Origin of the sequence: Alkalibacter saccharofermentans DSM 14828, from assembly GCF_900128885.1 — a bacterium.
Lineage (GTDB): Bacteria > Bacillota > Clostridia > Eubacteriales > Alkalibacteraceae > Alkalibacter > Alkalibacter saccharofermentans.
On record NZ_FQTU01000014.1, the window covers coordinates 24021 to 40137 of the forward strand.

The 16117-nt window shown below is 41.2% G+C and carries 13 protein-coding genes; 11 read left to right on the forward strand and 2 right to left on the reverse strand.

The annotated features are described in order from the left end of the window. Window positions 1–2: 2 nt before the first annotated feature. Window positions 3–668, reverse strand: a complete 666-nt coding sequence (locus tag BUB93_RS09225) for an HAD family hydrolase (RefSeq protein WP_073271331.1) — start codon at window positions 666–668, stop codon at window positions 3–5. Window positions 669–826: 158 nt separating this feature from the next. Between BUB93_RS09225 and BUB93_RS09230 the strand changes: the two genes are divergently transcribed. From BUB93_RS09230 to BUB93_RS09240, 3 genes are all read left to right on the forward strand, one after another. After that, the gene (locus BUB93_RS09230; RefSeq protein ID WP_159432075.1) at window positions 827–1729 is read left to right on the forward strand and encodes a diacylglycerol/lipid kinase family protein; all 903 of its coding nucleotides are present in this window, start codon (window positions 827–829) and stop codon (window positions 1727–1729) included. Between the two features lie 100 nt (window positions 1730–1829). Continuing rightward, on the forward strand, window positions 1830–2126 hold the full coding sequence (locus BUB93_RS09235) for a DUF2325 domain-containing protein (RefSeq protein ID WP_073271333.1): 297 nt from the start codon (window positions 1830–1832) through the stop codon (window positions 2124–2126). Between the two features lie 163 nt (window positions 2127–2289). After that, a complete protein-coding gene (locus BUB93_RS09240) occupies window positions 2290–3498 on the forward strand; it encodes an NAD(P)-dependent oxidoreductase (protein WP_073271335.1) in 1209 nt (402 codons plus the stop codon). Between the two features lie 38 nt (window positions 3499–3536). Here the strand turns inward: BUB93_RS09240 and BUB93_RS09245 are convergent, their stop codons facing one another. Continuing rightward, window positions 3537–3737: a cold-shock protein gene (locus BUB93_RS09245; protein ID WP_073271336.1), complete on the reverse strand. Its 201-nt coding sequence runs from the start codon at window positions 3735–3737 to the stop codon at window positions 3537–3539. Window positions 3738–3986: 249 nt separating this feature from the next. On the opposite strand from BUB93_RS09245, the gene BUB93_RS09250 reads away from it, so the two are divergent. The 8 genes from BUB93_RS09250 (at window position 3987) to BUB93_RS09285 (ending at window position 16099) form a co-directional block, all read left to right on the forward strand. After that, complete coding sequence (locus BUB93_RS09250) at window positions 3987–5054, forward strand: NAD(P)H-dependent flavin oxidoreductase (protein WP_073271338.1); 1068 nt, start codon at window positions 3987–3989, stop codon at window positions 5052–5054. Window positions 5055–5241: 187 nt separating this feature from the next. Further along, window positions 5242–6396, forward strand: a complete 1155-nt coding sequence (locus BUB93_RS09255; protein WP_073271341.1) for an ABC transporter substrate-binding protein — start codon at window positions 5242–5244, stop codon at window positions 6394–6396. A 79-nt stretch (window positions 6397–6475) separates the two neighbouring features. Beyond that, window positions 6476–7348: a branched-chain amino acid ABC transporter permease gene (locus tag BUB93_RS09260; protein WP_200789501.1), complete on the forward strand. Its 873-nt coding sequence runs from the start codon at window positions 6476–6478 to the stop codon at window positions 7346–7348. A gap of 3 nt (window positions 7349–7351) precedes the next feature. Then, window positions 7352–8368 (forward strand): branched-chain amino acid ABC transporter permease, encoded by a 1017-nt coding sequence (locus BUB93_RS09265; protein ID WP_073271343.1) that lies wholly within the window; start codon window positions 7352–7354, stop codon window positions 8366–8368. Beyond that, complete coding sequence (locus BUB93_RS09270; protein ID WP_073271345.1) at window positions 8368–9126, forward strand: ABC transporter ATP-binding protein; 759 nt, start codon at window positions 8368–8370, stop codon at window positions 9124–9126. Before BUB93_RS09265 ends, BUB93_RS09270 begins: the two co-directional genes overlap by 1 nt. Window positions 9127–9137: 11 nt before the next feature. Further along, complete coding sequence (locus tag BUB93_RS09275) at window positions 9138–9845, forward strand: ABC transporter ATP-binding protein (protein WP_073271347.1); 708 nt, start codon at window positions 9138–9140, stop codon at window positions 9843–9845. A 171-nt stretch (window positions 9846–10016) separates the two neighbouring features. Then, window positions 10017–14600: a glutamate synthase large subunit gene (gene gltB, locus BUB93_RS09280; protein WP_073271348.1), complete on the forward strand. Its 4584-nt coding sequence runs from the start codon at window positions 10017–10019 to the stop codon at window positions 14598–14600. A gap of 14 nt (window positions 14601–14614) precedes the next feature. Continuing rightward, complete coding sequence (locus BUB93_RS09285; RefSeq protein ID WP_073271349.1) at window positions 14615–16099, forward strand: glutamate synthase subunit beta; 1485 nt, start codon at window positions 14615–14617, stop codon at window positions 16097–16099. Window positions 16100–16117: the final 18 nt, after the last annotated feature.

The following is a 16117-nucleotide window of genomic DNA, read 5'->3' on the forward strand; positions in this document are numbered from 1 at the left end:
CATTAGTGATCAAGGGATTTAATTACGTTTATAAGTTCCGAGGGTTTATCTATCCAATATGGAGGATTAAACGGCTCCAGCTCTTGCTTTTTTCGAAAGCCCCAAGTGACTGAAACAGGAGTCATGCCTGCATTTTGGGCTGTTTGGATATCGACGCCGGTATCACCTACATAAAGACAGCGCTTTAAATCTACTCCTGCCTGGCGGGCTATGTGAATTGCGGCTGCAGGGTCTGGTTTTTTTTCAAAGCCGAAATCGGAACCTATTATCGTGGTGAAAGGCCAATCGTTAAGGTAGGCTTTTGCTATTTTTTGAGTGATATAATGATTCTTATTGGTGTTTACAGCTATTTTATAGTCGTTATCAACCAGATAATCCAACAATTCAGCGACTCCATCGTATAAGCGCATGTATTTGTCATAGTTGGCATCGTATGTTTCCATCATTATTTTGTAAAAATAATCGATATCCTCATCACTTCGTTTGTTCTCCGGCAAGGATTCGAACACCAGGTTTTTGAGTCCTTTGCCCACAAAAAGCCTGTATTCCTCTAAAGAGTGGAGAGGGAGAGAATGTTCATTAAGTATTTTGTTCATAGAGTATTGGATGCCCTCTAAAGATGCTATCAGGGTTCCGTCCAAATCAAAAATAACCAATTCAATTGCCATGAAATCAGTCCTTCCAATTAAGTTTGTATACATTATACCATAATGGAGGTGTTTGCGCATAAACTAAAAACCCGATTCAAAAAAATGAGTCAGGATGCTGTTTTGGGGAATAATATATTAAAGAACGTAATAAAATAGAGCAGATGGCAGGTGTTATCATGAAAAATATGGAGAAGACGATTCTATTGATATACAATCCGGTCTCCGGAACGAGGAGCTTTGCATCTTATTTGGATAACTTTATTCATTCGTTTCAAGAACAAGGTTATCAGGTGCATCCGATTAGAAGCAGAAGTGAAGATGATTTCAAGGATGTCATCGAAAAAAAGGATTTGAATATGTACAGTGCATTGTTTATAGCAGGAGGAGACGGATCTGTAAGCATTGCAGTTAATAAGCTGCTTCAAATAGGAGCAGATATTCCTCTTGGGATAATACCTGCAGGAACTGTCAATGACATAAGCTACAATCTTGGCATACCCCAAGATATCTCCAAGGCTATCAAGGTTCTTTCAGAAATGAAGACGGGGAGGTTCGATATAGGAAAGGTAAACGACAGGTACTTCATGAACTCATGTGGAGCTGGCTTGTTTATCGAGGTCGCCCATACCACTGAGAGGGAGCTTAAAAACATAATGGGAAGAGTGGCATACTACCTAAAAGGAATAAGCGAATTGCCCAACTTCAAGGCTATGAACACTAGAATTACGGTTGACGGAAAAGTATACGACGAGGACCTGTTTTTATATCTGGTGGTTAATGGCAAGAGCGTAGGAGGGTTCAGAAGCCTTGCTTCAGACGCGTCCATGCAGGATGGACTTTTAGACTTCATTGGTATTAAAGAATGTCAGCTGAACGAGCTTTCGGTTTTGTTTGCGCAAATCTTGTTGGGAAATTACAAGAACAGTAAAAATGTAATTCACTTTCAAAGCGATAATATAAAGATTGAATGTTTGGGAGAGTATTGCCAAAACATCACAGATGTGGATGGAGAGAAAGGTCCCACCATGCCTTTGGAAATTGGGATGGTGAAAAGAGGGATTTCAGTCATAATCCCATAATAAATGTATTGACATAGAAGTCGGCATAGAGTATGATAGTAAATAACAAATGATAATGATTATCAATATCTAAGATTTACCGACAAAGGAGTTGGGTATAATGAGTATAGTTTTGGTAGGTGGGCACGATAAAATGCACTCTCAATATAAAAATGTAGCCTCGAAGCACGGGCACAAGGTTAAGGTTTACACACAGTTGACGGCAGGATTTGAAAAAAGCATTGGACATCCAGATGCCATAGTTCTTTTTACTGACAAGATCTCCCACAAGATGGTTTGGATTGCAACTAAAAAGGCAAAGAAGGAAAACATACCGATTATAAGAAACCATAGCAGCAGCATTTCTGCTCTTGAAAGTGTATTAAAAAACATGGAAAAAAATGAAAAAGTTCATTAAAGATAGCAACGGAGCTATAATAGAATGCAAAAGCCTCTTTACATGATGTAAGGAGGCTTTTAAGATAACGTTAATAATAAAACTAGCGTTTACAAAATTATGCCAGATTGCTATACTCAAACGTATTAAGCTTTAAAATTAATATTTTGCAAGGAGGAACAAGATGCCGTTTCATGTAATAGAAGAGGCTAAGAGATGTTTGCAATGCAAAAAGCCCTTGTGCAGACAGGGTTGTCCTGTGAACACTCCCATACCTCAGATGATCCAGCTACTGCTGGATAAACAAATAACCGAATCTGGACAAATGCTTTTTGAGAACAATCCCATGACTTTGGTTTGTTCACTGATATGCGACCATGAAAGACAATGTGAGGGCCACTGCATATTGAATAAGAAAGGCATGCCGATACACGTCAGCAGTATTGAAAACTTTATTTCAGGCAATTATTTCGACAAGACTAAACTTGAACACCCGGAAACAAATGGCATAAAGACTGCTATTATAGGATCAGGCCCAGCTGGGATAACTATAGCAATCCTGTTGGCTCAAAAAGGTTATGAAGTGACTGTTTTTGAATCGAAGGATAAAATAGGAGGGGTTTTGCGTTACGGGATTCCTGAGTTTAGATTGCCGAAAAAAATATTGGACCAATTCTACGATAAGATGCTAGCCATGGGCATCAAAATACGTCCGAATACATCAATAGGCAATGAAATGGATATAGACAGTCTATTTAGAGATGGATACAAGTCGGTTTTTATCGGAACCGGTGTATGGAAGGCCAATGCACTTGGCATAAAGGGAGAGACCCTTGGAAATGTTCATTATGCGATAAATTACCTGACCAATCCCGATGTATATAGGCTGGGAGATACGGTTAACGTCATTGGTGCAGGAAATGCGGCCATGGATGTTGCTAGAACAGTCCTTAGAAAAGGTGCCAGAAGTGTTACCGTATTTGCCAGAAGAGACAGGATTTCTGCCAGCAAGAAAGAATTTGATTACGCTTCAATAGAGGGCGTGGAATTTGTATACCATAGAACTCCTGAGGAAATCACAGATGACGGAGTTTGGTTCAAGGACACCATCACGGGAGAAAAGATGTTTTATCCATCAGATTCGACGATAATTTCAGTAAGCCAAGGACCTAGAAATCAAATCGTTTCTACGACAAAGGGGATAGACGTAAATGATAGAGGACTGGTGGTTGCTGATGGATGCGGCAGAACTACAAGAAAAGGAGTTTTTGCTTCAGGCGATGTAGTCCAGGGTGCGAAGACTGTAGTTGAAGCAGTCCATTATTCGAAGCTGGTGGTAGATGCTATGGATGAATACATGAAAAATACTGCAGCGGATGAGACTGGAGATTAAGCTAAATAAAAAAAGCCCTCATAGCAGGGCTTTTTCAATTAAACTGGAGTTACGTTTGAGGCCTGAGGTCCTTTGGCACCATCAGTTATCTCGAATGTAACTTTTTCACCTTCTTCAAGAGTTTTGAAGTTGCTTTTGTTGATTTGAGAATAGTGAACAAAAACGTCCTTTCCGTCCTCTGAAGTAATAAATCCATAGCCTTTGTCTGCGTTAAACCATTTAACTGTTCCGTTGGTCATGTTAGAGCCTCCTAAATATTTTTTCTTATATTGATTAAAAATTTATTCCAGAAGTACATGACCGGCAAAGCAGTTATGTAAACGATAAACTTTAACAATATAAAAAGATACACCATAATTATATAACCCGAAGAATTTATTTGCAAGATTAATTTAAGATGGATTGTTATTGACAAAAAAAAAGTTATGGAATATCATTTGATTATCAAACAATTTGCTAATCAAATTATTATTAATGGAGTTGATAAAATGAATTTGCCTGAACTTAAAATAGGAGATTTAACAGCAAGGCTTCCGATAATCCAAGGAGGAATGGGCATTGGAGTTTCCTTGTCATCATTGGCAGGTACCATTGCTAATCAAGGAGGTATCGGCGTAATTAGCGGGGTGCAAACCGGATTCAACGAAGAGGATTTCCGAACAAATAACCTGGCAGCTAATATAAGAGCTATTCAAAATGAAATAAGAAAAGCCAGAGAAATTTCTCCAAAAGGCATAATAGGCATCAATATACTGACAGTCGCTACTCAGTACAAGGAATTGGTAGAAGCGGCCGTTAAGGAAAAAATCGATGTAATTATATCTGGGGCAGGACTTCCTAAAGATCTTCCAAAATACGTTAAGGGAACAAAAACAAAAATCATACCAATAGTTTCCTCGGGCAAAGCTGCAAAGATTATGGCCAAGCTCTGGATAAGAAACTATGACTATATACCAGATGCAGTCATAGTAGAGGGACCTGAAGCGGGAGGACATCTTGGTTTTTCTGCTGATGAACTTAGGGAGAATCCTCCGACACTATCGGATCTATTAAAGGATGTCATTGAAAACCTAAAGCCATTTGAAGAAAAATACAACAAAAAAATACCGGTAATAGCGGCGGGAGGCATCTTTGACGGTAAAGATGTTGCGAGATACATAAGTGAAGGCGCTGCCGGGGTTCAAATGTCTACAAGGTTCGTAGCGACAGAAGAGTGCGATGCTCACATAAACTATAAAATGGCTTATGTCAATGCAAGAAAAGAAGATGCAGTAATCGTTCAAAGCCCAGTAGGATTGCCGGGAAGGGCTATTATGAACAAATTGATCAAGAGACTGGAGCTTGACAAGGTTCCGGTTAAAAAATGCTACAGATGCATTGACCATTGCGATCCAAAAACAACTCCTTATTGCATATCGGATGCATTGATTGCCGCAGTTCAGGGAGATATAGACAACGGTCTTTTGTTTTGTGGAAGCAACGTCGACAAGACAACAGAAATTACTACGGTAGAAAAAGTAATAAACAGCATAATAAGTGAAGCGAAAGAGTATTAATAAAGGCTTCACCAGCTCTATTGGCTATATTAGCAGCAACCATGCGCGCCTTAATTTACTTAGGCGCGTTTTTTAGGTTTGTTTTTTGTTTTTATTGTGCAGACTTAAAAAATGCTTGAATTTTCTGATAATTTATATTAATATTATATCTGAATTACACAAAAATGTAGGACAAGGGGGAAAAGAAATGAAAAAAAGATTACTTAGCGGCGTATTGGCTATTATGCTGATCGCATCAGCATTTACCTTTGCGGCATGCGGAGGCGGAGATGCAAATGGTGACGATAGCGGTCCTATCAAAATAGGCGTATTTGGTCCCACGACAGGTCCCATCGCAGCTTATGGAAGTGCCGTGGTTAACAGCGTAAAGCTTGCTGTTGAAGAGATCAATGAAAACGGCGGTATCGACGGAAGATTGATCGAGGTATATGATTATGATACAAAAGGAGACAGAGCAGAGGCTATCAGTACTTACAACAGGCTTAAAGATCAAGATCAAGTTGTAGCTATTATCGGCGGAACCATCAGCGGCGAGACTCTAGCGGTTAAAGAGCTTGCAATTGAAGACAACATGCCAATGCTTACGCCAACTGCTACAGCAGCAGATGTAACCTTGGATGCACCTTCGATTTTCAGGGCTTGTTTCCTAGATCCTTATCAGGCTGCGGCAGCTGCTAGGTTCAGCATAGATTATTTAGAGGCAGAGTCTGTTGCGATTCTTTACAACAGCGACGATGCATATTCTGAAGGCTTGGCTGAGTCCTACAGGTCTGTTTTCAACGACGAAAACCTGACTGTCACAAACTACATTGGATATACAGCAAATGATGTCGACTTTAGCACAGCACTTACTCAAATCAGAAATGCAAATCCTGATGTTATCTTCCTTCCGGATTATTACGATTCAGTTGGACAGATCACCACTCAAATCAGAGACATGGGACTTGAGCAGATTTGCGTAGGAGTAGATGGCTGGGACAGTGTCGAGATTGATTATGCAGAGCAGGTTGAAGGTTACTACTTTGTAAACCACTTTGCAAAAACAGATCCAGACCCGACTGTACAAGACTTCATAGCAGCATTTGCTGCAAAGTACAATCAAGAGCCTAATGCACTCGGAGCATTGGGATATGATGCTACTTTTGTAATGGCTGAAGCAATCCAAAATGCAGGCTCGACTGATGGACAGGCAATTATAGATGCTTTATCAGCAATAGAGTACAAAGGCGTAACCGGAACGATAAGATTCGACGAGCAGGGAGATGCTACTCAGAAGGATATAGCTATTATTAAAATAGTTGACGGAAAGCACGAGCTGGTTGAAAAGTTAGTTGTAGAGTAGTATATAAAATGAATAAATAAGATAATATAGGAGAGATTATCTCTCCTATATTAATTTAAAGTAGAAAGGAGGAGCTAGCTTGGTTTTCATACAACAAATGATCAACGGACTTCAAGTAGGCAGTATTTACGCAGTAATAGCTTTGGGATACACCATGGTATACGGAATAGTCAAGCTGATAAATTTTGCCCACGGTGAAGTTATGATGATGGGTGCTTATTTTGCTTTTTTGGCTGCAACTGCAGGAATGCCGGTGTGGGCGGTTTTTTTAATATCCATGTTGGGAAGCGCTGTCTTGGGCATGGCTATCGAGAGAGTTGCATATAAACCCTTGAGAGACGCGCCGAGGATTTCAGCTCTTATCACAGCAATAGCGATGAGTTTGTTTTTGCAAAATTTAGCATTGGTGATATTCAAGGCGGATCCAAAAGTAATGCCTAGAATTGTTCCGAACACACCGATTCATATTGGAGACTTGAGAATAAGCAGCATAACAGTAATTACGTTTTTAGTGTCAGTGGCATTTATGGCGCTACTTACCTTTTTTGTAAACAAGACAAAACCGGGAAAGGCTATGAGAGCAGTATCAGAAGACAAGGAAGCCGCAACGTTGATGGGCATAAATGCCAATACGACTATTTCCATGACATTTGCCATAGGTTCAGCCTTGGCTGCCTTGGGAGGAATATTATATGGGGTTGCTTACACGCAGGTAGCTCCTACAATGGGACTTCTCCCCGGACTTAAAGCATTTGTTGCTGCCGTATTGGGAGGAATAGGCATAATACCCGGCGCTATGCTTGGAGGATTCATAATGGGGTTTGTTGAAACATTTGCGAAAGCATATATTTCCGGAAGGTGGGCAGATGCAATAGTATTTGGAATCTTGATAGTGGTATTGTCAGTAAAACCCACAGGAATATTGGGAAAGAACGTAAGAGAGAAGGTGTGACCGATGAATTTAAACAACAAGAAAAGCTATATTATAAATATCGTTGCAGTCACCCTGCTGTACATAGTATTACAGGTTCTTATGCAAAACAATATAATTAACAGATATTATCAAGGAATCATCGTCTTTATATGCATCAACGTCATAGTAGCCAGCAGCCTTAACCTGACGCTCGGATTTTTAGGACAGTTGGCCTTGGGACATGCAGGTTTCATGGCTGTTGGAGCGTACAGCTCCGCGCTTTTATCTATAGGCATGAGGGGCATGGAGCTCCCTGTAATCATGCACCTTGGAGTTGCATTGTTGTTTGGAGGCATTATGTCGGGAGTCATCGGTTACCTTATAGGATTGCCGGCCCTTAGACTTAGAGGGGATTATCTGGCAATTATTACTTTGGGCTTTGGAGAAATAATCCGTGTTGTTATTAACAACATCAGATTTACAGGGGGAGCTCAAGGATTGACGGGGATTCCCAGACTTGCAAACTTTACCAATGCATATTGGATAACGGTAGCGGTTTTGGCGATTCTCTTTGCACTCATAAAATCTCGTCACGGAAGGGCTATTATGTCTATAAGGGAGGATGAAATCGCTGCAGAGGCTGTGGGCATCAAAACAACCCAGTACAAAGCTATAGGATTTACAATTTCGGCTTTTTTTGCCGGCATAGGCGGAGGGCTGTTCGCCCACTACATGGCATATTTAGACCCTGCGATATTCAACTTCATGAAATCAGTTGAAATAGTCGTAATCGTAGTTCTCGGAGGCATGGGCAGCCTCACAGGCACTATATTGGCAGCTGGGGTGCTGACGTCATTGCCAGAAGTCCTAAGAGGTTTTTCAGAATATAGATTGTTGATTTATTCATTCGTATTAGTAGTTATGATGATTTTCAGGCCCCAAGGAATATTTGGGACAGCTGAGTTTTCTATGGATTCCCTTATGCACTCGCCGAAAGCTTTTTTAAAGGAAGTAAAGAAGGAAGCCGGCGGAGATGACGATAAAGGAGGGAATGTATAATGGCTCTTTTAGAAGTAAAAGATCTCACTATAAGATTTGGCGGGCTCACAGCCGTTGACGGATTTGAAATCAGAATAGATCAAAGCGAGCTTGTTGGCTTGATAGGGCCAAACGGTGCGGGGAAGACCACTGTTTTCAATATGCTTACAGGAGTATACCTCCCTACCGAAGGATCCATAACTCTTGACGGTAAAAACACGGTGGGCAAAAAACCATATGATATAGTCGAAATTGGAGCAGCTCGGACATTTCAGAACATAAGGCTATTCAAAGACCTGACTGTTGAGGATAATGTAAAGATTGCATATCATAATCAGATGAGCTACAATTTAATTCAGGGAATATTCAGATTGCCCACATACTGGAAAGAAGAAAAGAAAGCACATGAAAGCGCGATGGAGCTTTTAGACATTTTTGACATGAAGATGTATGCCAAGACATTAGCTAAAAATCTGCCCTATGGCAAGCAGCGTAAATTGGAAATAGCCAGAGCGCTGGCTACAAAGCCTAAGATACTGATGCTTGATGAGCCAGCGGCAGGCATGAATCCATATGAAACCAAAGAACTGATGGAGACTATACACTTTATTAGGGACAAGTTTAATATTGCGGTTCTTTTGATAGAACACGATATGAGTCTGGTAATGGGAATTTGTGAAAAGATAACGGTAATAGACTATGGAAAAATAATTGCTGAAGGAAAGCCGGATGAGATCAAATCTAATCCGAATGTCATCAAAGCTTATCTTGGAGAATAGGAGGAAACCAAATGTTAAAAGTACAGAATATTGATGTTTACTACGGGAAAATCCATGCTATCAAGGATATAAGCTTTGAAGTCAAACAAGGGGAAGTAGTTACTTTGATAGGTGCCAATGGCGCCGGAAAAACAACTATTTTAAAAACCTTGTCTAAAGTATTGAAACCGACCAATGGAAGCGTATTCCTGAAAGGTCAGGATATCAAAAACGTACAACCACATAATATGATAAACCTGGGCATGGCTCATGCCCCTGAAGGAAGAAGGATATTTGCCCAGATGACCGTGCTTGAGAACTTGGAAATGGGGGCTTTCATCAGAAAAGAGAGCAAATCGGAACTTGAACAGGACATGGAAAACGTATTTACAAGATTTCCAAGATTAAAAGAAAGAAGAAAACAGATAGCAGGAACTTTAAGTGGCGGAGAACAGCAGATGCTGGCCATCGGAAGAGCGCTTATGTCAAAGCCTGAAATTCTACTTATGGATGAACCCTCTATGGGACTAGCACCAATCCTGGTAGATCAGATTTTCAATATTATTGAAGATATAAACAAAGCCGGAACTACAATATTACTTGTGGAGCAAAATGCAAACAGAGCTTTGCAAATAGCAAACAGGGCATATGTTTTGGAAACCGGAAAAATTGTTGCAGAAGGCGATGCTAAGGAACTCTTGAACAAGGATGAAATTAAGAAAGCTTACCTGGGAGGATAAAAGGATTGCCGATTGAGCAATTCTTTTATCCTCTTAGTCTTTATACATCGTTTAAAAATAAACGATTCTGTAATTGGTTTCACTAAAAAAAAAGTTTGTAATTTAAAGGGAAAATCAATATAATAATTAGAAAACAAAATATTCTGAAAATTCTTACAAAGGGTGTGTATTATGCGAACTAACGATTTACCAACGAAACAAGGACTTTATGATCCGGCTTATGAACACGACGCATGTGGAATGGGATTTGTTGTTAACATTAAGGGAAACAAGTCTCATGATATCATAGATGAGGCTATGACTGTACTTGAAAACCTTAGCCACAGAGGTGCAAGCGGCGCTGACGAAAATACCGGAGACGGTGCGGGAATCATGGTTCAAATACCTCATGTGTTTTTCCAGAGAGAATGTGAAGTGCTGGGATTTGAACTACCTGAACAAGGCAACTACGGCGTAGGTATGATATTTGCCCACAGATACGATGACTTTAGAAAAACCCAAAAGGAAGTATTCGAGAAGATTGCGATTGAAGAAGGTCAAAAGATACTTGGATGGAGAGAAGTTCCCATTGACAAGACTCAAATCGGTGACGGTGCAAGATCTGTTATGCCTAGATTCATACAGGTGTTCATAGAAAAAGGCGAAGACATCAAAGATTATATGGACTTTGAAAGAAAACTCTACACTATCAGAAAAAGAGCTGAAAAAGCAATAGTACCTATGTGCGAAGACAAAGGAGGAACATTTTATGTGGCCAGTTTGTCTTCAAGAACAATTGTTTACAAAGGTATGCTAACAGCCTCTCAACTTAGAACCTTTTATCTCGACCTGTCAGATTTGGATTTTATTTCAGCTTTGGCGATGGTTCACTCAAGATTCAGCACAAATACCTTTCCAAGCTGGGAGAGGGCGCATCCGAATAGATACATCGTTCACAACGGTGAAATCAATACTATCAGAGGTAATGTAAACTGGATGAAAGCCAGACAAAAATGTATAGATTCTCCCTTGTTTGACGACATAGAGAAGGTATATCCCATTGTTGACGAAACGGGAAGCGACTCTTCCATGTTTGACAACAGCTTGGAATTCATGTATCTTACGGGAAGATCCCTGCCCCATGCGGTGATGATGATGATACCTGAACCATGGGAGAAAGACAATATGATGTCGGAAGAAAAAAGAGGCTTCTATGAATTCAACAATTTCCTGATGGAACCATGGGATGGTCCTGCGGCGATGGGATTCACCGACGGTCAAGTGATAGGTGGCGTTTTGGATAGAAACGGTCTTAGACCTTCAAGATATTATGTGACCAAAGACGACAAGGTAATCCTTGCATCTGAGGTGGGCGTTGTGGATATCAAGCCTGAAAACGTAAAGTACAAGGGTAGGCTTGAGCCAGGAAAGATGCTTTTGATCGATACGGAGGCACAAAGGATAATATCTGATGAAGAAATCAAGAAAAACGTATCTCTGCTTCATCCGTATAAAAAATGGACAGAAAAGCATATCTTGAAAATGAACGATCTTCCTGTGGAGGTTGAAAAACCATCTGCAGCCAGAGAAGACCTTATAGCCCAACAAAAAGCCTTCGGGTATACTTTTGAAGATATTACAAAAATAGTTCAACCTATGGCCTGCGAAGGCGTGGATCCTATAGGATCCATGGGCATGGACTCTCCTTTGGCGGTATTGTCTGAAAAGCCCCAGATGCTGTACCTTTATTTCAAGCAGCTATTCGCACAAGTAACCAATCCACCGATTGACGGAATCAGGGAGGAAATCATAACATCGAGCAGCGTGCTTCTCGGAGGAGCAGGGAATTTACTGGAACCTGATGATGAAAAATCCAATAGCATGTTTTTGGATCATCCAATTTTGACGAACGAACAATTAAACACGATAAAACATTTGAACAACAAAAAGTTCAAATCTGCAACTTTATCAATTCTATATAATCCAAAAGGTGGAGCAAGAGCTCTCGAGAGAGCACTGGATAAGCTTTTCAAAGAGGCTGACAAAGCTCTTGAAGAGGGAGCCAACATTATAATCCTTACAGATAGGGGAGTAAGCAAGAAGCTGGCTGCAATTCCTGCACTGCTGGCATCATCTGGCCTGCACCATCACTTGATCAGACGTGAAATAAGAACCAGCGTTGGAATTGTGCTAGAATCGGGAGAACCACGAGAAGTACACCATTTCTGTACACTATTAGGATATGGTGTGACTGCCATAAATCCTTACCTTGCTTACGAGACCATCAAGGACTTGGCAAAAAATGACCTGCTTGAGGGACAGACTTATGAGGAAGGAAAGAAGAACTTTATAAAGGCTTCTGTCAAAGGCATACTGAAAGTCCTTACCAAGATGGGAATATCGACTATCAGAAGCTATCACGGAGCCCAAATATTCGAAGCCATAGGATTGAAAAGGGACATGGTAGACAAGTACTTCACGATGACTCCATCCAGATTGGAAGGTATCGGACTTGAAGAGATAGCTATAGAAAATCTTATGAGGCATGAAAGTGCATATGATGAGAATTCTCCATATGCAGACAGCCTGGAAATCGGAGGATATTTCCAGTGCAAGGATGACGGAGAGGTTCATCTCTACAACCCTGAAACTATATATATGCTGCAAAAGGCTTGTCGGGAAGGTGATTACAAGCTGTTCAAAGAATACTCCCAAAAGATCAACAACGAAGAAGTTTATACCTTGAGGCATCTTTTGGATTTCAATATGGGAGAGGGCGATTCGATTCCAATTGAGGAAGTCGAATCGGTAGATTCAATAGTAAAAAGATTTAAGACAGGAGCAATGTCTTACGGATCAATAAGCAAGGAAGCCCACGAATGCTTGGCCATAGCAATGAACCGTTTAGGGGGAAAAAGCAATACTGGCGAAGGTGGAGAAGATACAGAAAGATACAAAACCATGGAGAACGGGGATACAAAATGCAGCGCCATAAAGCAGGTTGCATCAGGTAGATTCGGAGTTACCAGCAGTTATCTGGTAAATGCACAAGAGATTCAAATTAAAATGGCTCAAGGTGCTAAGCCAGGAGAAGGAGGGCAGCTTCCGGGAAGAAAGGTATACCCTACGATAGCAAAAACCCGTCACTCAACTCCAGGGGTTGGCTTGATATCGCCACCTCCCCACCACGATATATACTCAATCGAGGATCTTGCTGAATTGATTCACGACCTTAAAAACGCCAACAGGAATGCAAGGATAAACGTAAAGCTCGTTTCTGAAGTAGGCGTTGGAACAGTCGCTGCGGGTGTTGCAAAGGGTAAAGCAGATGTAATACTTATCAGCGGATATGACGGAGGCACAGGTGCTTCTCCAAGAACAAGCATAAGAAATACAGGACTGCCATGGGAATTGGGCCTTTCTGAAACTCATCAAACCCTGCTGCTTAATAAGCTTAGAGACAGAGTGGTGCTGGAAACCGATGGCAAGCTTCTGTCTGGTAGAGACGTTATAATTGCGGCCATGCTGGGGGCTGAAGAATTCGGATTTGCTACGACTCCCCTTATCGTTTTAGGATGCATTATGATGAGGGTATGCAACCTGAATACCTGCCCTGTGGGTGTTGCGACTCAAGATGAGAATCTAAGAAAAAATTTCACAGGAAAACCGGAGCACGTAGAGAATTTTATGAGGTTCATAGCAGAAGAGATGCGAGAAATCATGGCCAAGCTTGGATTCAAAACCATACCCGAGGTTGTGGGAAGAACTGACAAGCTGAGACCAAAAGAAAATGTCAAGCATTGGAAAGCTGCCAGATTAGATTTGTCACAAATATTGTATCAGCCATATGTAGGAAGCGATGTGGGAAGGTTCAACACCAAAGAGCAAAACCACGATTTAGAACTGTCACTTGATATGAAAAAGCTTCTTAGAATGTGCAAGCCTGCTCTTGAAGACAAGAAGCCGATAAGAGCAAAGCTTAAAATAAACAACATAGATCGTGTGGTAGGCACGATAATAGGTAGTGAAATAACCAAAAAATATGGCGAAGAAGGTCTTCCTGAGGATACCATTAAGGTTACGTTCGTAGGCTCCGCCGGTCAAAGCTTCGGTGCTTTCGTACCTAAGGGCATGACACTTGAACTTGAAGGCGATGCCAATGACTATATAGGCAAAGGATTGTCAGGTGGAAAGATTGTCGTTTATCCTCCTAAAACTGCAGACTATGCTCCGGAAGATAATATTCTTATCGGGAATGTAGGTTTCTATGGAGCTACAGAAGGAGAAGCGTATATCAACGGTATTGCCGGTGAGCGTTTCTGTGTCAGAAATAGCGGAGCAATAGCAGTAGTCGAAGGTGTAGGCGATCATGGTTGTGAGTATATGACAGGTGGAAAAGTCGTGATTTTAGGTAAAACAGGACGCAACTTTGGGGCTGGAATGTCTGGTGGAATAGCATATATTCTTGATTTTGACGAGATTTATTGTAATAAAGCGATGGTCAATCTTGAAAAAATCGAGTCATCAGAAGAACTTGACCAAGTCAAGGCTATGATAGAAAGGCATGTACAATATACAGCAAGCCCACAAGCTCAAAAGATTCTTAAGGATTGGGAGAGTTATTCCTCAAGATTTACCAGAGTTATACCCAAGGATTACAAGAGAATGCTTGAAAATATCGAAAGGGCACACCAGGCGGGTCTTAGCGGTGATGAGGCTTTGATGGTGGCTTTCGAGGAGAACTACAAAGATGTTTCAAGAGCAAGTGGAAACTAGGAGGTATATAAGATATGGGAAAAGCAACTGGATTTTTGGAATATGAAAGAAAAGAATCAAATAAAAGACCTCCTCAGGAACGAATAAAGGATTGGAACGAATACAAGGTTTCACTTACAAAAGAGGAGATGAAAATACAGGGAGCTAGGTGTATGGATTGCGGGATTCCTTTCTGTCACGGGGGGGTGCTTCTGGCTGGCATGGCTGCAGGCTGTCCTGTCAAGAACTTGATTCCGGAGTGGAACGACTTGGTTTATAGAGGCCAATGGATGGAAGCTTATAAAAGGTTGACAAGAACAAATCCTTTTCCTGAATTTACATCCAGAGTGTGTCCTGCACCCTGTGAAGGCTCGTGTACGGAAGGCTATCAGATGGAGTCTGTAACTATAAGCAATATCGAGTACGAAATTATAGAAACGGCTTTTACTGAAGGTTGGGTAAAACCTTTTAAAGCAAAGTCAACCGGGAGACAAATCGCTGTGGTAGGTTCAGGTCCTGCAGGTCTTTCCACTGCCCATTACCTGAGTGCGGTAGGACATGACGTGACTATTTATGAAAGAAGCGACAGGGCAGGCGGATTGTTGATGTATGGAATTCCCAACATGAAGCTGGAAAAGAGATTTGTAGATAGACGCCTTAAAGTAATGGAAGAATCAGGCATTAAATTCATTTACAATACGGAAGTGGGCAAGGACGTGCCGGCTAAAAAGCTTTTAGAGGAATTTGACGCAGTGGTATTATGCTGTGGGGCTACCAAGGCAAGGGGATTGAATGTAGAAGGCAAAGATCTTGACGGAGTTCATTTTGCAGTAGATTTTTTAAGTGCAAATACAAAAAGCCTGCTGGATTCAAACTTAGAAGATGAAAACTACATAAGCGCTCAGGATAAAGACATAATTATAATCGGTGGAGGAGATACAGGCACAGACTGCGTGGGGACATCCATCAGGCATGGATGCAACAGTGTATACCAGTTTGAGATAATGCCTGAGCCCCCTGAGAAGAGGCAGGAATCATCAAACCCATGGCCGGAGTGGCCTAAGAAGCTAAAAGTCGATTATGGCCAGGAAGAGGCTATCAGCCTGTATGGAAGAGATCCAAGGAATTATCTCATAAACACTAAAAAAATCATTGGAGACGAGAATGGAAAGGTCAAAGAGGTCCATACTGTTCAAATTGAATGGACCAAGGATGATCAAGGCAGAATGTATCCAAAGGAAATACCGGGAACTGAAAAGGTGTGGAAAGCTGATATGGTTCTCCTTGCAATGGGATTTTTAGGCCCGGAAGATACCATACCCGAAGAGCTTAAGCTAGACAGAGACCCCAGAAGCAACGTAATGGCAGAATACGAGGACTTTGAGACCAGTGAAGAAAAAGTGTTTGTAGCAGGAGACATGAGACGTGGTCAGAGCCTTATTGTTTGGGCTATTCAGGAAGGTAAGCTGGCAGCAAGAGAAGTTGACAAGTATTTAATGGGAAAAAGCGTAATAAAGTAAATATCAAAGCCCTGGATG